Genomic DNA, 16,270 nt, shown 5'->3' on the forward strand with positions numbered 1-16,270 from the left:
CACTGTCGGATACAGGAGCGAAGCGCGATGAGATTTCTGGTGGTGGGTGCCGGCGCACTCGGTGGTTATTTCGGCGGTCGTCTGCTGGAGGCGGGACGCGACGTCACCTTCCTGCTTCGCCCGCGCCGCGCGGCACAGCTCGAGAAGACCGGGCTGGTGGTGCAGAGCCCCTTCGGCAACCTGAACCTGCCCGCCCCCAGGCACGTACTCGCCGACAACATCGACGGCCCCTACGACGTGATCGTGGTCGGCAGCAAGGCCTACGACCTCGACTCGACGATGGACTCGTTCGCGCCGGCCGTCGGCCCCGACACCGTGATCCTGCCTTTGCTCAACGGCATGAGCCACATCGACCGGCTGGCCGAACGCTTCGACGCCGAACGCGTGCTGGGCGGCCTGTGCATGATCTCCGCCACCCTCGACGACGAAGGCCGCGTGCTGCACCTCAACGACATGCACGGCCTGAGCTTCGGCGAGCGCGCGGGCGGCCGCTCGGCCCGCGTCGATGCCATCGCCGCGCAGTTCGCCGGCGCGAAGTTCGGCGCCACCGCCAGCGAGAACATCGCGCAGGACATGTGGGAGAAATGGGTCTTCATCGCCTCGGCGGCCGGCCTCACCAGCCTGATGCACGCATCCATCGGCGACATCGTGGCCGCCGGCGGACAGGACGTGGCGCTCTCGATCTTCGACGAGTGCTGCGCCATCGCCGCCCACAACGGCTTTGCCCCGCGCGCGGCCGCCGTGCAGCGCGGCCGCGCCATCATCACGGCCGCCGGCTCGCCGATGACGGCCTCGATGTACAAGGACATGGCGCGCGGCGCGGCGGTCGAAGCCGATCACATCGTCGGCGACCTGCTGGGCCGGGCCGCTCCAGGCAACGCGGCGGTGCCCACCGTGCTGCGCACCGCCTACGTCCATCTGAAGGCCTACGAGGCACGTCGCGCACGCGAGACTGCCGCCTCTGCCTGACGCAGTCGTGAGAGAAGCGCTGGCCTTCCTGCACACGGCGCAGGTGCACGTGCCGACCTTCGAGCGGCTGGTGCGCGCGGTCGCACCCGGGCTGCCCGTGCGGCACGTCGTGCGCGAAGACCTGCTGGCCGATGCACGCATCGCCGGCGTCGACGACGCCGGGCTCGTCGCCCGCGTTCACGAGGCCATGCGCGAAGCTGCCTCGGGCGGCGCAAGCGTCGTGGTGTGCACCTGCTCGACCATCGGCGCCATCGCCGAACGCACGCCCACCGGCGACGCATTCAGGGCGCTGCGCATCGACCGGGCCATGGCCGACCGCGCGGTGCGCACGGGGCCGCGCGTGCTGATCGTCGCGGCGCTCGAAAGCACGCTGGCGCCGACCCGGGCACTGATTCTTTCCGCCGCCCGGGAGGCCGGCGTCGACGTGCAGCCCGCCATGCTGCTCGTCGAAGAGGCATGGCGGCATTTCGAGGCCGGAAACAACGCGCTCTACATCGAGACGCTGGCTTTCTCGATCCGCGCGGCGGCGAAGGCGGCCGACGTCGTGGTGCTGGCCCAGGCCTCGATGGCTCCCGTGGCCGACAGGCTCGCCGACCTCGGCATCGACGTGCTCAGCAGCCCTGCTCCGGGCACCGCGCACGCGGTTTCACTGGTGCGGGCGCTCAGTCCGACTTGAGGATGGTCTCGCCCTTCAGCATCCCCATGTCGCGGATGTTGAAGCGATGCCGCTTCCAGCCTTCCCAGGTGCGACGCATGTTGCCGATGGAGATGAGGTAGTACAGCACCTTGAACATGCCGATCGGCCCGCGCGACGGCGTGCCGCGGTAGATGTCGCCGGCCAGCAGCGTCATCAGCCCTTCCTTCACGCGGAACGGGTTGCCCGGGTGCATGAACATGTCGCGGATGGTGGGGTTGGTCACGCGGTAGATGAACCACGAGTACTCGCGCGGCCCCTTGCGCATCATGGCCTCGAAGCCCTTGCGCGCTGCCGCCAGCCCGGCCGGCCGGTCGAGCGCGGTCGCCACCAGCTCGGCGCCGTCGAAGGCGCTGTGCATCGCGAGGTACACGCCCGAGGAGAACATCGGGTCGATGAAGGTGAAGGCGTCGCCCAGCATCAGGTAGCGGTCGCCCGTGGCGTGCGTGCTGGAGTACGAGAAGTTGCCGGTGGCATGCACCGCGTCGTCGACCAGCGTGGCGTTCTTCAGGCGATCGACCAGCACCGGGCAGGTGGCGATGGTGTTGTAGAAGAACTCCTTCAACGGCTTGTCGCGCGTCTTCAGGTAATACGGCCAGCACACGGCACCCACGCTGGTGGTGCCGTCGGCCAGCGGAATGAACCAGAACCATCCGTGAGGAAACCAGCAGATGCTGATGTTGCCTTCCTTCTTGCCCTCCAGCCTCTCGGCGTTGGTGAAGTGGCCGAAGAGCGCGGTGCTGTTGTGGTCGGGGTTCTTTTCCTTGCAGCGGAATTTGTTGGCCAGCAGCGTGTCGCGGCCGGTGGCGTCGACCACGAAGCGGGCACGCCAGCTGCGGCGCGCGCCGTCGTCCATCTCGGCCTTGACCGTGGCGCCGTCGGCATCGAAGGCCACGTCGCGCACCTTGCAGCCCTCGATGGCCTGCGCGCCGCAGGTGGCCGCGTTGCGGAACAGGAGCTCGTCGAGCTCCGAACGGCGCACCTGCCAGGCGGAGTCGAGCGACTTGTCCAGGCCCTCGGCGAAGTCGACATAGCTGCGGTGCTCGTGCTCGGGCGAGACGAACTCGATGCCGAACTTGGGCATGCCGATCTTCTCGACCTGGTCGCGCACGCCGAGCTTCTCGAACAGCTCCACGTTCGCGGGCAGCAGCGATTCGCCGATGTGAAAGCGCGGGTGGTGTGCCTTCTCGAGCAGCACCACCTTGCGGCCCTGCCGTGCCAGCAGCGCGGCGACGGTCGATCCGGCGGGGCCTCCGCCGACGACCAGCACGTCGCAGGATTCGTCGGCGGCCTGAGGCGCGGAGGAAGAAGCTTGGGACAAGGACATTCGAAGGCGAGCAACAATGTTTTGACAGTCGTAGAGCATAGCGCGCTGCCTCCCCGTCCCCGCGAACACCGCAAAGTCTGCTAAGCGGCCCGCGGCGAAGAGCAGCACACTGCCGCGCATGAGCCTCCTTCGCACTATCTGCCTCGCCGCCGCCTGCCTCACGGCCACACTCGCCCAGGCCGCCGGCTTCAGCACCATCGAGATACCTGCCGACCGCGAAGGCCCGGCGATGCAGGGTGCCGTGTGGACGCCCTGCGCCGCGCCCGCTGGAGATATCAAGCTCGGCCGCACCACGATCCAGGGAGTGCGGGACTGCCCGCTCCCGCCAGGAGCCGCCCGCTTGCCGCTGATCGTGATCTCGCACGGCTACGGCGGCTCCTTCCTCGGCCATCACGACACGGCGCAGGCGCTTGCGGACGCGGGCTTCATCGTCGCTGCCATCAGCCATTCGCAAGACAACTTCCAGCTCCGCGGCGGCCCGGACGACAAGATCGTCGCGCTGGCGACGCGAACCGCCGACATCAAGCGGCTGATCGACCACATGCTCCAGAAGTGGCCCGCGCACGGCAGGATCGCGGCCAACCAGATCGGCTTCTACGGTTTTTCGAGGGGCGGCTACACGGGCCTCGTGCTCGCGGGAGCGCGTCCGGACTTCGAACGGTTGCCGCCACTGCCTTCATCCCCGTGCGCAACGGCGCCCGAAGGCAAGGCATGCGAATGGGTGAAGCAGGGCTTCCAGGAACTGCTCGCCACGCCACTGACGCACGACGCCCGCATCAAGGTCGCCGTGATCGCCGATCCAGTCAGCATGCTCTTCGACGCCCAGGGCCTGAAGAACGTGAAGATCCCGATCGAACTCTGGGCCTCGGCCTACGGCGGCGACGGCGTCACGCCTGAGAGCGTCGCCGCGGTCCGCCGCAACCTGCCCGTGGCGCCCGAATGGCATGTGGCCGAGAAGGCCGAGCACTTCGGCTTTCTCGCGCCATGCTCGCAGGCTCAGATCGAGGCCAAGGTCGAGATCTGCCGCGACGCGCCCGGCTTCGACCGCACGGCCTTTCACAAGGCATTCAACGCCGAGGTGACGGCCTTCTTCGACCGCCACCTCGCGCCGAAGCACTGACTGCCCCAGCCCGGCTTCAGCCCGCGCGGCGCTTCGACGCCAGCCGCCGCACCACAGCCACCAGCCGGTCGACTTCGACGAAGGTGTTGTAGAACGCCAGCGAAGGCCGCACCGTGGTCTCGACGCCGAAGCGGCGCAGGATCGGCTGCGCGCAGTGGTGGCCCGTGCGCACCGCGATGCCCTCCTCGTTCAGCGCCTGCCCCACCTCCTCGGTGGTGTAGCCGTCGAGCACGAAGGACATCACGCTGGCCTTGTCGGCCGCCGTGCCGATCAGCCGCACGCCCGGAATCGCGCCGAGCTGCGCCATGCCGTACACGAGCAGGTCGTGCTCGTAGCGCGCGATGTTCTCGATGCCGACCTTGTTGACGTAGTCGATGGCGGCGCCCAGCCCCACGGCGTCGGCGATGTTGCCGGTGCCGGCCTCGAACTTGTTCGGGATCGGCTGGAACACCGTCTTCTCGAAGGTCACGTCGGCAATCATGTTGCCGCCGCCCTGCCATGGGGGCATGTCTTCCAGCACTTCGCGCTTGCCCCACACCACGCCGATGCCGGTCGGGCCGAACACCTTGTGGCCGGAGAACACGAAGAAGTCGGCGCCGATGTCCTGCACGTCCACGCGCATGTGCGAGACCGACTGCGCGCCGTCGACCAGCGCCTTTGCACCCGCGCGGTGCGCCAGCTCGACGATCTCCTTCACCGGCACCACCGTGCCCAGCGCGTTCGAGACCTGTGTGACGGCAACGATCTTCGTGCGGTCGTTCAGCAGCTTGCGGTATTCGTCGAGCAGCACCTGGCCCGAGTCGTCTACCGGAATCACTCGCAGCTTCGCGCCCGTGGCAGCAGCGAGCTGCTGCCACGGCACGATGTTGGCGTGGTGCTCGAGGTTCGACACGACGATCTCGTCGCCCTCGCCCACGTGCTGCCCGCCCCAGCTCTTGGCCACCAGGTTGATGGCCTCGGTGGTGCCGCGCACGAAGATCACTTCCTCCACCTCGGGCGCATTGATGAACCTGCGCACGCGCTCCCGCGCGCCTTCGTAGGCGTCGGTCGCACGCGCGGCCAGCTCGTGTGCGGCGCGGTGGATGTTCGAGTTCTCGTGCTCGTAGAAGTACGCGATGCGGTCGATGACCGACTGCGGCTTGTGCGTGGTGGCGGCGTTGTCGAACCACACCAGTTGCCTGCCGTTCACGCGCTCCTGCAGGATCGGGAAGTCGCGCCGCACGGCGTGCACGTCGAACGGCGGATGCTGGCCGCTGCCGGCCAGCGGCACGGCGTCGGGGCCGCGCGGATCGGGCTTCGCCGGCGTGACGAAGCCGCTGGGCAGGCGCACCGCGTCGACGAAGTAGAACTGGGGATTGCTCCCTCTCCCCTCTGGGGAGAGGGTTGGGGTAAGGGGCAACCCCGCACCTTGCGTCGTCCGCAGGCCCTCACCCCGGCCCTCTCCCGCAAGCGGGAGAGGGAGCAAGACCTGCGGAGGCGCAGACACGGCAGAGAGCGCGCCGGCCGGAGGATGCCCGAAAGCGTTGCTCAAGAAGTAGAACGGTGACGCGTCCGCCTGTGGTGCCGAAAGCGCACTCACCTGCTGCGGCACGCCCTGCACCGTGCCACCGGAGCGCGGCTCGAAGGCCGGCGCCACGGAGAGCACGCTGTCGGGCACACCGTTGCCTGCCACCGCATGCGGCACCAATGCCGGCGCGCGGTTCGCGAGCGAAGGCACCTGCGTGGGCGACGCCGGCACCAGGTTGGCGCCCGGGACCTGCCCCTGCGGAAACGGCGTACCCGGCACGCTGGGCCCGAAGCCGGCCGGGCTCGCGAGCGGCGAGCCCGCGGGCGCGACATTGGCCGGAAACTGCGCGCCCGGCACCAGCCCGTTCGCCACGCCGGGCACCGAATCGGGCGGCGTGCCCGGCAGTGCGGAGAACATGGCGCTGGCCATGCGCGCGAGAACCGCCGGGTCGAACGGCGCGTCGCCCGGAATCGATGGAGTACTGCTGCTCACAGCGGCTTACTTGTAGGTGTCGGGATAGTCGTGGTACTTGCCGATCTCGACGTCGTCGAGCACCGCCAGCGCGTCGGTGGTCAGCACCGCGAGCGAGCAGTACAGCGAGATCAGGTAAGACGCGATCGCATGGTTGTTGATGCCCATGAAGCGCACCGACAGCCCCGGGCCCTGCTCGCCCGACAGGCCGGGCTGAAAGAGGCCCACCACGCCCTGGCGCTTGTCGCCCACGCGCAGCAGCAGGATCTTGCTCTTGCCGTCGGCCACCGGCACCTTGTTCGACGGAATCAGCGGAATGCCGCGCCAGGTGATGAACTGCGAGCCGAACAGGCTCACCGTCGGCGGCGGCGTGCCGCGGCGCGTGGCTTCGCGGCCGAAGGCGGCAATGGCCAGCGGGTGCGTGAGGAAGAAGGCGGGCTCCTTCCAGACCTTGGTCAGCAGCTCGTCGAGGTCGTCGGGCGTGGGCGCGCCGGTCAGCGGGAAGATGCGCTGCTCTTCCGACACCTGGGCCAGCAGGCCGTAGTCGGGGTTGTTGATGAGCTCGCTCTCCTGGTTCTCCTTGATCGTCTCGATCGTCAGGCGCAGCTGTTCCTTGATCTGGTCGTGCGGGCTGCTGTAGAGGTCGGAGATGCGGGTGTGCACGTCGAGCACGGTGCTCACGGCATTGAGGTAGTGCTCGCGCGGGTTCTCTTCGTAGTCGACGAAGGTGCGCGGCAGCTGGTTCTCTTCTTCGCGCGAGGTGCAGGTGACCTTGATCGCTTCCGGATTCTTGACCTTGTTGACGCGGTAGATGCCCGCCTCCACCGGCACCCATTGCAGCAGATGCGTGAGCCAGCGTGGGCTGATGGTCTCGAGTTGGGGGACTGTCTTGGTGGCATTGGCCAGCTGTCTTGCGGCGTTGTCGCCAAGGGCGGTGGTACCACCAACTGTTGCGCTCATGAATCAGGGCTCCGTGGTTGAGAAAAAAGTGGCCGCCAGTGTCCGGCGGCCACGGGTTTTCCCTCAACAGGCTATAGCCGCCAAGTTGATTCGTCGCGCAAGACGCGATTGCTCCAGTTGCTCGCAACGCATGAGCAGGCCGACCATGTTGATGCCCAGCGCGGTCGCGAGCTTCTGCGCGGTGACGATCGAAGGAATGACGCGGCCGCGCTCGACTTCACCCACGTAGGAGCGGTTCAGGTCGGAACGCTCGGCCAGTTCCTCCTGCGACCAGCCCCTGTCCTCGCGCAGCTGGCGGATGGTGACGCCGAAGTCTTCCACAAACGCTTTCATGCCGCTCCTCCCGTCTTCGGTGCGTTCTGCAAACTTGCCTGCGTGACGCTCGCGCCCGGAGGCACGTCGTCGGTGATCCACACGTTGCCGCCGATGACCGCGCCCTTGCCGAGCGTCACCCGCCCGAGGATGGTCGCGCCGGCATAGATGACCACGTCGTCCTCCACCACCGGATGCCGTGGCAGGCCCTTCTGCAGGTTGCCTTCGGTGTCTGTCGGAAAGCGCTTGGCCCCCAGCGTGACGGCCTGGTACAGCCGCACGCGCTTGCCGATGACGGCCGTCTCGCCGATCACGACGCCCGTGCCGTGGTCGATGAAGAAGCCCGCGTCGATCTGCGCGCCCGGGTGGATGTCGATGCCGGTCTGCGCATGCGCCAGCTCGGCCACGATGCGCGCCAGCAGCGGCAGTCCGAGCTTGTAGAGCTCGTGCGCGAGGCGGTGATGAATCATCGCGAGCACGCCGGGGTAGCACAGCAGCACTTCGTCGACGCTGCGCGCGGCCGGGTCGCCCTGGTAGGCGGCGAGCACGTCGCTGTCGAGCAGGCGGCGCAGGCCGGGCAGCGCATTGGCGAAGCGGCGCACGGCCTCGGTGGCGGTGTCGTCGATCTCGCTCGCGGGGCGCGGCTCGTGACGCGCGTTGAAGTTCAGCTCCAGCCGCGCCTGCACCAGCAGCGCCTGCAGGGCAGCGTCGAGCGTGTGGCCGACATAGAAGTCCTCGCTCTCGTGGCGCAGGTCCGGCGGGCCGAGCCGCATCGGAAAGAGCGCACCCTTCAGCGACTCGACGATCTGCGTGAGCGCGTCGCGCGACGGAAACTCGCGGGCGCCGGGCTCTCGCGAGCGGCGCTGCGAGTCGCGCCATTCGTCGCGCACGCCATGCAGCGCGCGCACGATGTCGCTTACCTCGAAATGGGCCATGTATGTTTTCTCCCGGGAACGTCTTGTAGGGGTGTGCTCAGTCCTGCACCCACGGCAGCCTGTGGAAGCGCCAGCCGTCGGCGACGCCGCGGTGCTGGTGCTCGTCGATCTCGCCCTCGAAACCCTCGAGGACATTGAAGACGTTCGTGAAGCCGGCCTTCGCCGCCGCTTCGGCTGCCAGCGCGGAGCGCTTGCCGCTGCGGCACAGCAGGAGCACGACGGCTTCCTTGCCGCCGTCCTTGGCCAGCTTTGCCTCGAGTTCGCGCACGAAGCGCGGATTGCGTGTGAGCGCCGTGCCCGTGGCCCAGGCCACGTGCTGGCTGCCGGGCACATGGCCGACGAACTTGCGCTCTTCACCGGAACGCACGTCGACCAGCACGGCCTGGCCCTTCTGCACCAGTTCCCAGGCCACCGGCGGCCTGACGCCACCGGCATAGGGCAGATCGTTCTCGGCGGCCGACGCGCGCGCCTGTTCCAGTGCTTCGGGCAAGGCGATGACTTCTTCTTCAACTTCCACTGACATGCTGTGAGGCTCCTGTTGTGCGTTGGATACGCCTTTGATGGCGATAACCATCACTGTAGGAGCCGGGCGCCGAAGCTCAAACAACTGAAAAGTCGATTCCTAACAACCATCCGATCTATAGAAGACGGGCTCAGGCAGCCTCTCCGGCGGCCTCCGCGGCGCGCACGGCCGGGGCGGTCAGGTCCACGCTCCTTGTTCCGTCCACGCCGTACGGCACGTCACCAGCGATGGTCACGCGGCGCACCACGCGGTGCTGGTCGCCGTAGTCGTTGATCGCGTAGTGCTGGGTGGCCCGGTTGTCCCAGATCGCCACGTCGCCCTGGGTCCAGCGCCAGCGCACCGTGTTCTCGAGGCGGTGCACGTGGCTTTGCAGCACGCTCAGCAGATGGCCAGAGTCCTGCGTGGAATGACCCGCCAGCCGCTTCACGAAGTGGCCCAGCACCAGGCTGCGCTCGCCGGTCTCGGGATGCACGCGCACCACCGGATGCTCGGCCTCCAGCAGGCGGCGTGTGAACACGTTCCTGTAGCGCCTGGTGCCCTCCTCGTCGAGATCGGAGGGCGAGCGCGAGGCGGCATAGTCGTAGTCGTTGCCGTGAATCGCGCGCAGACGGTCGGCCAGCGCCTTGAGGTCGTCCGGAAGGCTCTCGTAAGCCGCCACCGTGTTGGCCCAGACCGTATCGCCGCCATAGGCCGGGATCACCACCGCGCGCAGGATCGACACCTGCGGATAGGCAACCTCGAAGGTCACGTCGGTATGCCACGAATTGGCGCGGCCGCCATGGCGCGAGTCGAGCTCCAGCAGCCGCGTGCCGTCCTTCGAAGGCACGGTCGGATGCGGCACCAGCTCGCCCCACAGGCGCCCGAAGGCCTCCTGCTGGGCGTCGTCGAGATGCTGCTGGCCGCGGAAGAAGAGCACCTTGTGCCTGAGCAGCGCAGCCTTGATGGCACCGAACACCTCGGGCTGAAGAGTGCCCGAGAGGCGCACGCCACGCACCTCGGCGCCGATGTGGCCGGCCTGGCGGACGATGTCGAGTTCGTGGCCCTGCGCGTCCTGCGCAGGGGCTGCGGAAGAAAGAATGGCGCTCATCGGAGGTCCTTTTTTGGGGGATCCGGAAGATTCTGCGAGGCGCCTGGTGGGGGCGGAAGGAAGGTGTTTGCAGTTTCTAATGCGTGGGCCGACTAAGCGGGCCTCCCATGGAGAACTGACAAAAGAAAACCCGCCGTAGCGGGTTCTCGGGGTAGGTCGACATGTCAGGGCTTGTCGCGCCCGTCTCGTAACCTCTTCAACCGAAGCTCCGCTTCGTTGGCGGAGAGTTGCCCTTCTGCGACCAGCTTCTTGAGCCTTCGCTCATCCGCGCGGTTCAGCGCATCTTTCAGGAGGGCCATCTTGAGGTCTCGGCAAGGGTGGCATTCATAGAAGCTCGAGGAACCCGCAACGACCTTCATCTTGGCGTCGTACTCCGCCGTGGCGATTCGTCCCGTAGGCTCGATACCCATGGCAAGTACTCGCCCGTTCTTGAACGTAACGAGCGCATCCCCTTCGCACCCCGTGCTACCCACTTTTTCGGGGTCGTACCCCCTCCACAAGACTCTCCGCATACGCTGCAAGGCATAGCGGACATCCTCCTCCGTCAGCACGACGTCATCGCAGTTCAGAAAGTCCTTGTTCTCCCAAGCGGTCCGACCCGAAGGGGCGGTGACCTCCACCTTTTGCACATAGGAAATGGGATATCGCTTATCAGCAGCCTCTGCCGATAATGTCGAGACGAAGAGCAATGCCGCCGCCAGCGCGCAGGTCCATGATGTCGGTGTGCGCATGATGAAGGTGTCAGGGTTTGTTGCCTTCGGTCCGTGCCTTTCTGAGCCGGACTTCCGCCTCGCCAGGAGGAATCTTTCCTTCCGCCTCAAATCGCTTGAGCCGTCGCTCATCTGCGCGATACAAGGCATCTTTCAGAAGAGCCATCTTGCGCTTCCTGCAAGGGTCACACTCGTAGAAATTCGGCGGACTCGTCGTGGGCTTCATCCCCGCGTCGAACTCCCCGGTGCTGATTCGTCCGGTTGGCTCGATACCCATCGCAAGGATTCTTCCATTCTTGAAGGTGACAAGCGCCTTCCCCTCACATCCTGTCGTATCGGTGTTTTCGGGGTCATAGTCTTTCCATGAAACCCTGCGCATGTACCGCAAGGCGTAAAGGACATCTTCCTCTGTCAGCACAACGTCGTCACAGTTCAGAAAGTCCTTGTTCTCCCAGGCACTTCGGTGCGAGGGATGTGTGATTTCCACCTTCTGCACATAGGCAATCGGGTAGCGCCCGTCGGCCGCCTGTGCTGGGAATGCCGCCGCCACAGCCAACGTTGCTGCAGCAATGAAAATTCTCGACTTGCTCATGGTTTTGGCATCGACAGATTCCAGTTCGCGCCCTGCGCCTCCGTCAGGTTCTTCCTGCTGACCACGGGATGGCGAAATACCTCATCCGCAGCAATCTGCATCGAACCCTGGAGTACGCTGACAAGCCAGGAGAGAGATTGATTCTGAGCCGCGGTCGGCGCTTCAAATATGCCGTACTTGCCTCGAATCTTCTCGAGCGGCCATTTCGATTCATCACCAATAGGCTTGAACCCTAGTGGCAACCTGGCTCTCCCGACCAACTCGATCCCGATAGCTTCCATATTGCTCGGATAGCGATCAGCGGGCGCCTTCAGCATCTCGATGCGATGCATCTCAGTCGCACCGACCTTCGCAGGGAAATCTCGAGGCTTGCACCTCTGCATTGCCAGACATCGCGCCTGCAACGGCCCCACATGATTCGTCCTCTGATAAATCGCCGCCGTCTGATAAATCGTCCCATCCTTGTCGATGAGAAAGTGCGCCCCGTTCGCCTTCGGCCGCTTGTAGCTGTTCAATGAAGACGCCGAAGTATCGGCGTCCGTCTGGTGCACCACGATGCCGGTGATTGCCCCGGCCCTCTTCCCTCGCTCGATCTGCAGACTGCGGGCATGCCTCACTCGTGCGTGGCTGATCATTCCATGTTCGTCAATTTCAACGAGCATGCGGTTCCTCCCTGAAGTGTTTGATTGAATGCATTCGCGAATTCGTGACCCGCATCGATGTGCGGAACACGACTTCGCGGCGCATGCTATGGCGACGACTTCAAAGGAGATTCAGGTCTTTAAAAGATTCGATCGATTTCCAAAATTCAGCACAGTCGATGAATTCGCGCCCTGTAAACCGCTGAAAACACGGGTGCCAGAAAAGAAAAAACCCGGCGCCATCACAGCGCCGGGTCGTCGCAGATGCCCGAGGGTCCGTCAGAGCTTCGCGATCGAAACCTCGGTCGACTTGACGAGTGCGACCACGTCGGAGCCCACCTTCAGCTGCAGCTCGTCGACCGAGCGCGTGGTGATGACCGAGGTGACGATGCCCCAGGCGGTTTCGACATCGACTTCGGAAACGACGTCGCCGCGGATGATTTCGCGGACCTTGCCCTTGAACTGGTTGCGTACGTTGATAGCTTGGATGGACATGATGGGTTCTCTTTCAGGTTGAGGAAATTCGTTGAGGAAAAGCACAGCAGACGCCGATCAGACGATCTCGGCGACGTCGTCGAATGCGAGCCTCGGGCCGCGCTCGAAGGTGCCCGCGTGGTCGGCCACGCCGAGGTTGACGAGGAAGTTCGCGCGATAGCGTCCGTCGGGGAAGAAGGCCTTGTCGACCAGGTCCGCGTTGAAGCCCGACTGCGGGCCGGCGTCGAGCCCGAGGGCGCGCGCCGCGAGGATCAGGTACGCGCCCTGCAGGCTGCTGTTGCGGAAGGCGGTGGCCTGCGCGGCTTCGGCGCTCTTCTCGAAGAAGGGCTTGGCGTCGTAGGCCGGGAACAGGCTCGGCAGGTGCTCGTAGAAGCGCGTGTCGTGCGCCACGATCACCGTGACGCCGGCAGCCAGCGTCTGCGCGGTGTTGCCCGCGGACACGGCCGGCTTCAGCTTCGCCTTGGCCTCCTCGCTGCGCACGAACACGTAGCGCGCCGGCTGGGCGTTGTAGGCAGTCGGGCCCCACTTGAGCAGGTCGTAGAGCTTGTGGATGACCTCGTCGGTCACGGGCACGGGCTTGAACGCGTGCACGGTGCGGGCCTTGCGGAACAGCTGGTCCAGCGCGGCTTCGGGAATGGCTTGCAGTGTGGTCATCGGGTTCTCTTTCTTTCGTGGAACACCGCGGAACCGGCTTTGCCGGGCCGCAGGTGTTGCCCCCGGAAGGGGGTTGGCGAAGCGACACGAAGTGCGCGCAGCCTGGGGGAGAGCTTCATGCTGCGGCGAGCGCCTGGTCGAGGTCGGCGATCAGGTCGTCGATGTGCTCGATGCCGACGGACAGGCGCACCGTGTCCTCGGTGACGCCGGCGCGGGCCAGCTCCTCGGGCGACAGCTGCCGGTGGGTGGTCGATGCCGGATGCGTAGCCAGCGAGCGCACGTCGCCGATGTTCACGAGGCGGGTGAAGAGCTTCAGCGAATCGAGGAACTTCGCCCCGCCCTCGCGACCCGAGCCGATGCCGAAGGTCAGCACGCCGCTGGCCTTGCCGCCCAGGTACTTCTTCGCGAGCGCGTGGTCGGGGTGGTCTTCGAGCGCCGCGTAGTTGACCCACTTCACCGCCTTGTGCGTCTTCAGGTGCTGCGCCACGCGCAGCGCGTTGTCGCTGATGCGGTCCACGCGCAGCGCCAGGGTCTCGATGCCCTGCAGGATCAGGAAGGCATTGAACGGCGAGATGGCTGCGCCCGTGTTGCGCAGCGGCACCACGCGCGCGCGGCCGATGTAGGCGGCCGGGCCCAGCGCGTCGGTGTAGACCACGCCGTGGTAGCTCACGTCGGGCTCGTTCAGGCGCTTGAAGCGCTGCTTGTGCTCCGCCCAGGGGAACTTGCCCGAATCGACGATCGCGCCGCCGATGCTGGTGCCGTGGCCGCCCAGGTACTTGGTGAGCGAGTGCACCACGATGTCGGCACCGTGCTCGATGGGGCGGCTCAGGTACGGCGAAGGCACCGTGTTGTCGACGATCAGCGGCACGCCGTTGCGGTGCGCGATCTCGGCGATGGCCGCGATGTCGGTCACGTTGCCGGCCGGGTTGCCCAACGACTCGACGAACACAGCCTTGGTCCGCTCGTCGAACAGCTTCTCGAAGCTGGACGGATCACGGTGGTCCGCGAAGCGGGTGGTGATGCCGAACTGCGGCAGCGTGTGAGCGAACAGGTTGTAGGTGCCGCCGTAGAGCGCAGTGCTGCTGACGATGTTGTCGCCGGCCTCGGCGATGGTCTGGATCGCGTAGGTCACGGCCGCCTGGCCCGAGGCCAGCGCCAGCGCCGCGATGCCGCCTTCGAGCGCCGCCACGCGCTGCTCGAGCACGTCCTGCGTCGGGTTGTTGATGCGGGTGTAGATGTTGCCCGGCACCTTCAGGTCGAACAGGTCGGCGCCGTGCTGGGCGCTGTCGAAGGCATAGGCGACCGTCTGGTAGATCGGCGGCGCCACGGCGCGGGTGGTCGGGTCGGGCGAATAGCCGGCGTGCACCGACAGGGTTTCGAATTTCCAGTTCTGCGACATGCGACTGCCTTTCAAATGGGCTGATGGATGAAGAGGCTCGTCAGATCGCCCAGCGCAATGCATGCGCCGGGGTTGCGAGCCAGCTGGCGTCGGTGCTCTCCGCTTCGGTCTCTTCGGACTTCTGCAGCACCCTGTCGAGGATTCGTTTTTCGATGGCGGCGAACGCCGGGTCGCCCTGCGAGCGCGGACGGGCCAACGCGATGTTCTCGTCGAGGGCGATGCGGCCGTCCTCGATCAGGATCACGCGGTCGGCCAGCGCCACGGCCTCTTGCACGTCGTGCGTCACCAGCAGCGCGGTGAAGCGGTGACGCTGCCACAGGTTCTCGATGAGGCGATGCATCTCGATGCGCGTGAGCGCGTCGAGGGCGCCCAGCGGCTCGTCGAGCAGCAGCAGGCGCGGGTGGTGCACCAGTGCGCGCGCCAATGCCACGCGCTGGCGCTGGCCGCCCGAGAGGCGTGCCGGCCATTCGTTCTCGCGGTCGGCCAGGCCGACCTGCGCCAGCACTTCCTTGCCGCGCGCCTTGGCATCGTTCGGCAGGCCCAGCGTCACGTTGTCGAGCACGCGCCGCCATGGCAAGAGGCGCGCCTCCTGGAACATGATCCGGGTGTCGTCGTGCAGGCCGTTCACGGCCTTGCCGTCGGTGTAGAGGCCGCCGGAGCTCGGCTCCTCGAGGCCCGCGATGAGTCGCAGCAGCGTGCTCTTGCCGCAGCCGCTGCGCCCGACGATGGCGATGAACTGGCCCGGCTCGATGGTCAGGCGGGTGTTGCGCAGCACCTCGCGCGCGCCATAGCGCTTGTGCAGGTTGCGCGCCTCGAGGCGCACGCCGCCGGCAATGGCTTGCGGCTGAGCCTGGGGCTGGATGTCTTTCAGTACGGCACTCATGGTTTCTTCAGGCTCCGGGCTTGAACAGCGCCACGTTCAGCGCGTCGATTTTTCTTGGCAGCAGCTTCTCGGCGAAGAAGGCGTCGGCGATGCGCTGCTGTTCGCCCAGCCCCTCGGGCACCACCGGCCGCACCGCGTAGCTGCGGCGGGCGTTGGCCTGCTCGATGGTCGCGGCGTCCAGCCCCCACACGGGCGACAACAGCGTGGCCGCCTCCTTCGGGTTCTGCTTGACCCACTTGCCGGTCTTCTCCAGTTCGGCGTAGACCACGCGCAGCACGTCGGGCCGCGCCTTCGCGAACTTGCTGCTCGCGAGGTAGTAGCGCTGGTACGACGCGATGCCCGCGCCGTCGGCCAGCACACGCACTTTCGACTGGCGCTGGGCCGCTGCGAGGAACGGGTCCCACACCACCCAGGCGTCGATGGCGCCCTTCTCGAACGCGGCACGGCCGTCGGCCGGCGTGAGGTAGGCGGGCTCGATGTCCTTGAACGACAGGCCGGCCTTGTCGAGCGCGGCGATCAGCAGGTAGTGCGCGCCGGCAGCCTTCGCGAAGCCGACCTTCTTGCCCTTGAGGTCAGCCACGGTCCTGATGGGCGAGTCCTCGCGCACCACGATGGCCTGCGCCGATGGCGAAGGCGCCTCCTGCGCGAGGAAGGTCAGGTCGGCACCGGCCGCCTGGGCGAACACGGGCACCGTGTCGGCCACGTCGGCGCTGATGTCGAGGTTGTCGAGGTTCAGCGCCTCCAGCAGCGGCAGGCCGCTGGTGAACTCGTGCCAGCTGAGCGCGACGTTCAGCGGCGCGAGCTGCTTCTCGAGCACGCCCTGCGCCTTCAGCACCGCGATGAGCGTCGACGACTTCTGGTAGCCGAGGCGAACGGTGACAGGCCGGCTGGCCACGCCCTGCGCGAACACGGCGCCCGAGCCGAGCGCGGCGAGCGTCGCGATGGCGGCGCGGCGGGAGATCGATGTAGACGAAGAGTGCGTCATTCCCCT

General features: G+C 66.6%; 18 protein-coding genes. 3 read left to right on the plus strand and 15 right to left on the minus strand.

Annotation, left to right across the window (positions count from 1 at the left end):
- Positions 1-27: 27 nt before the first annotated feature.
- Both panE and BMY35_RS02455 read left to right on the plus strand, forming a co-directional pair.
- Positions 28-969 (plus strand): 2-dehydropantoate 2-reductase, encoded by a 942-nt coding sequence (gene panE / locus BMY35_RS02450; RefSeq protein ID WP_093195391.1) that lies wholly within the window; start codon positions 28-30, stop codon positions 967-969.
- 7 nt (positions 970-976) lie between these two features.
- Positions 977-1,645 carry an aspartate/glutamate racemase family protein gene (locus tag BMY35_RS02455; protein WP_093195392.1) on the plus strand — a complete coding sequence of 223 codons (669 nt, stop codon included), beginning with the start codon at positions 977-979 and terminating at the stop codon, positions 1,643-1,645.
- On the opposite strand, the gene BMY35_RS02460 is transcribed toward BMY35_RS02455, so the two are convergent.
- Entirely contained in the window at positions 1,632-2,990 is a 1,359-nt protein-coding gene (locus tag BMY35_RS02460) for an NAD(P)/FAD-dependent oxidoreductase (protein ID WP_093195393.1), read from the minus strand. The two genes, BMY35_RS02455 and BMY35_RS02460, sit on opposite strands and share 14 nt — an antisense overlap.
- A gap of 118 nt (positions 2,991-3,108) precedes the next feature.
- Between BMY35_RS02460 and BMY35_RS02465 the strand changes: the two genes are divergently transcribed.
- Complete coding sequence (locus BMY35_RS02465; protein WP_093195394.1) at positions 3,109-4,110, plus strand: alpha/beta hydrolase family protein; 1,002 nt, start codon at positions 3,109-3,111, stop codon at positions 4,108-4,110.
- A gap of 16 nt (positions 4,111-4,126) precedes the next feature.
- Here BMY35_RS02465 and BMY35_RS02470 read toward each other — a convergent pair whose 3' ends face one another.
- The 14 genes from BMY35_RS02470 to BMY35_RS02535 form a co-directional block, all read right to left on the minus strand.
- Positions 4,127-6,046 (minus strand): family 2A encapsulin nanocompartment cargo protein cysteine desulfurase, encoded by a 1,920-nt coding sequence (locus BMY35_RS02470; protein ID WP_256228137.1) that lies wholly within the window; start codon positions 6,044-6,046, stop codon positions 4,127-4,129.
- A 69-nt stretch (positions 6,047-6,115) separates the two neighbouring features.
- Positions 6,116-7,048: a family 2A encapsulin nanocompartment shell protein gene (locus BMY35_RS02475; RefSeq protein WP_093195395.1), complete on the minus strand. Its 933-nt coding sequence runs from the start codon at positions 7,046-7,048 to the stop codon at positions 6,116-6,118.
- Positions 7,049-7,111: 63 nt separating this feature from the next.
- Positions 7,112-7,381 carry a helix-turn-helix domain-containing protein gene (locus BMY35_RS02480; RefSeq protein WP_093195396.1) on the minus strand — a complete coding sequence of 90 codons (270 nt, stop codon included), beginning with the start codon at positions 7,379-7,381 and terminating at the stop codon, positions 7,112-7,114.
- Positions 7,378-8,295, minus strand: a complete 918-nt coding sequence (gene epsC, locus BMY35_RS02485) for a serine O-acetyltransferase EpsC (RefSeq protein ID WP_093195397.1) — start codon at positions 8,293-8,295, stop codon at positions 7,378-7,380. The genes BMY35_RS02480 and epsC overlap by 4 nt, the downstream gene beginning before the upstream one ends.
- Positions 8,296-8,332: 37 nt before the next feature.
- Entirely contained in the window at positions 8,333-8,818 is a 486-nt protein-coding gene (locus tag BMY35_RS02490) for a rhodanese-like domain-containing protein (RefSeq protein ID WP_093195398.1), read from the minus strand.
- 130 nt (positions 8,819-8,948) lie between these two features.
- Positions 8,949-9,905 (minus strand): TauD/TfdA dioxygenase family protein, encoded by a 957-nt coding sequence (locus BMY35_RS02495; RefSeq protein ID WP_093195399.1) that lies wholly within the window; start codon positions 9,903-9,905, stop codon positions 8,949-8,951.
- 164 nt (positions 9,906-10,069) lie between these two features.
- Positions 10,070-10,636 (minus strand): hypothetical protein, encoded by a 567-nt coding sequence (locus tag BMY35_RS02500; protein ID WP_093195400.1) that lies wholly within the window; start codon positions 10,634-10,636, stop codon positions 10,070-10,072.
- Between the two features lie 10 nt (positions 10,637-10,646).
- Complete coding sequence (locus BMY35_RS02505) at positions 10,647-11,207, minus strand: hypothetical protein (RefSeq protein WP_093195401.1); 561 nt, start codon at positions 11,205-11,207, stop codon at positions 10,647-10,649.
- Complete coding sequence (locus BMY35_RS02510; RefSeq protein WP_093195402.1) at positions 11,204-11,869, minus strand: peptidoglycan recognition protein family protein; 666 nt, start codon at positions 11,867-11,869, stop codon at positions 11,204-11,206. Before BMY35_RS02510 ends, BMY35_RS02505 begins: the two co-directional genes overlap by 4 nt.
- Before the next feature lie 258 nt (positions 11,870-12,127).
- Complete coding sequence (locus BMY35_RS02515) at positions 12,128-12,343, minus strand: TOBE domain-containing protein (RefSeq protein ID WP_007829250.1); 216 nt, start codon at positions 12,341-12,343, stop codon at positions 12,128-12,130.
- A 57-nt stretch (positions 12,344-12,400) separates the two neighbouring features.
- The gene (locus BMY35_RS02520; protein WP_093195403.1) at positions 12,401-12,997 is read right to left on the minus strand and encodes a malonic semialdehyde reductase; all 597 of its coding nucleotides are present in this window, start codon (positions 12,995-12,997) and stop codon (positions 12,401-12,403) included.
- A gap of 115 nt (positions 12,998-13,112) precedes the next feature.
- Positions 13,113-14,396, minus strand: coding sequence for an O-acetylhomoserine aminocarboxypropyltransferase/cysteine synthase family protein (locus tag BMY35_RS02525; protein WP_093195404.1), 1,284 nt, complete (start codon positions 14,394-14,396; stop codon positions 13,113-13,115).
- 40 nt (positions 14,397-14,436) lie between these two features.
- Complete coding sequence (locus tag BMY35_RS02530) at positions 14,437-15,279, minus strand: ATP-binding cassette domain-containing protein (protein ID WP_093195405.1); 843 nt, start codon at positions 15,277-15,279, stop codon at positions 14,437-14,439.
- Between the two features lie 7 nt (positions 15,280-15,286).
- Positions 15,287-16,264 carry an aliphatic sulfonate ABC transporter substrate-binding protein gene (locus tag BMY35_RS02535; protein ID WP_093195406.1) on the minus strand — a complete coding sequence of 326 codons (978 nt, stop codon included), beginning with the start codon at positions 16,262-16,264 and terminating at the stop codon, positions 15,287-15,289.
- Positions 16,265-16,270: the final 6 nt, after the last annotated feature.

Source organism: Variovorax sp. YR750, from assembly GCF_900109805.1.
GTDB lineage: Bacteria > Pseudomonadota > Gammaproteobacteria > Burkholderiales > Burkholderiaceae_C > Variovorax > Variovorax gossypii.

Excerpts from the sequence above, each read along its gene's own strand:
- panE (WP_093195391.1), top strand. The coding sequence starts at position 28 with ATGAGATTTCTGGTGGTGGGTGCCGGCGCACTCGGTGGTTATTTCGGC.
- BMY35_RS02460 (WP_093195393.1), bottom strand. The coding sequence starts at position 2,990 with ATGTCCTTGTCCCAAGCTTCTTCCTCCGCGCCTCAGGCCGCCGACGAA.
- BMY35_RS02465 (WP_093195394.1), top strand. The coding sequence starts at position 3,109 with ATGAGCCTCCTTCGCACTATCTGCCTCGCCGCCGCCTGCCTCACGGCC.
- BMY35_RS02470 (WP_256228137.1), bottom strand. The coding sequence starts at position 6,046 with ATGGCCAGCGCCATGTTCTCCGCACTGCCGGGCACGCCGCCCGATTCG.
- BMY35_RS02475 (WP_093195395.1), bottom strand. The coding sequence starts at position 7,048 with ATGAGCGCAACAGTTGGTGGTACCACCGCCCTTGGCGACAACGCCGCA.
- BMY35_RS02480 (WP_093195396.1), bottom strand. The coding sequence starts at position 7,381 with ATGAAAGCGTTTGTGGAAGACTTCGGCGTCACCATCCGCCAGCTGCGC.
- epsC (WP_093195397.1), bottom strand. The coding sequence starts at position 8,295 with ATGGCCCATTTCGAGGTAAGCGACATCGTGCGCGCGCTGCATGGCGTG.
- BMY35_RS02490 (WP_093195398.1), bottom strand. The coding sequence starts at position 8,818 with ATGTCAGTGGAAGTTGAAGAAGAAGTCATCGCCTTGCCCGAAGCACTG.
- BMY35_RS02495 (WP_093195399.1), bottom strand. The coding sequence starts at position 9,905 with ATGAGCGCCATTCTTTCTTCCGCAGCCCCTGCGCAGGACGCGCAGGGC.
- BMY35_RS02500 (WP_093195400.1), bottom strand. The coding sequence starts at position 10,636 with ATGCGCACACCGACATCATGGACCTGCGCGCTGGCGGCGGCATTGCTC.
- BMY35_RS02505 (WP_093195401.1), bottom strand. The coding sequence starts at position 11,207 with ATGAGCAAGTCGAGAATTTTCATTGCTGCAGCAACGTTGGCTGTGGCG.
- BMY35_RS02510 (WP_093195402.1), bottom strand. The coding sequence starts at position 11,869 with ATGCTCGTTGAAATTGACGAACATGGAATGATCAGCCACGCACGAGTG.
- BMY35_RS02515 (WP_007829250.1), bottom strand. The coding sequence starts at position 12,343 with ATGTCCATCCAAGCTATCAACGTACGCAACCAGTTCAAGGGCAAGGTC.
- BMY35_RS02520 (WP_093195403.1), bottom strand. The coding sequence starts at position 12,997 with ATGACCACACTGCAAGCCATTCCCGAAGCCGCGCTGGACCAGCTGTTC.
- BMY35_RS02525 (WP_093195404.1), bottom strand. The coding sequence starts at position 14,396 with ATGTCGCAGAACTGGAAATTCGAAACCCTGTCGGTGCACGCCGGCTAT.
- BMY35_RS02530 (WP_093195405.1), bottom strand. The coding sequence starts at position 15,279 with ATGAGTGCCGTACTGAAAGACATCCAGCCCCAGGCTCAGCCGCAAGCC.
- BMY35_RS02535 (WP_093195406.1), bottom strand. The coding sequence starts at position 16,264 with ATGACGCACTCTTCGTCTACATCGATCTCCCGCCGCGCCGCCATCGCG.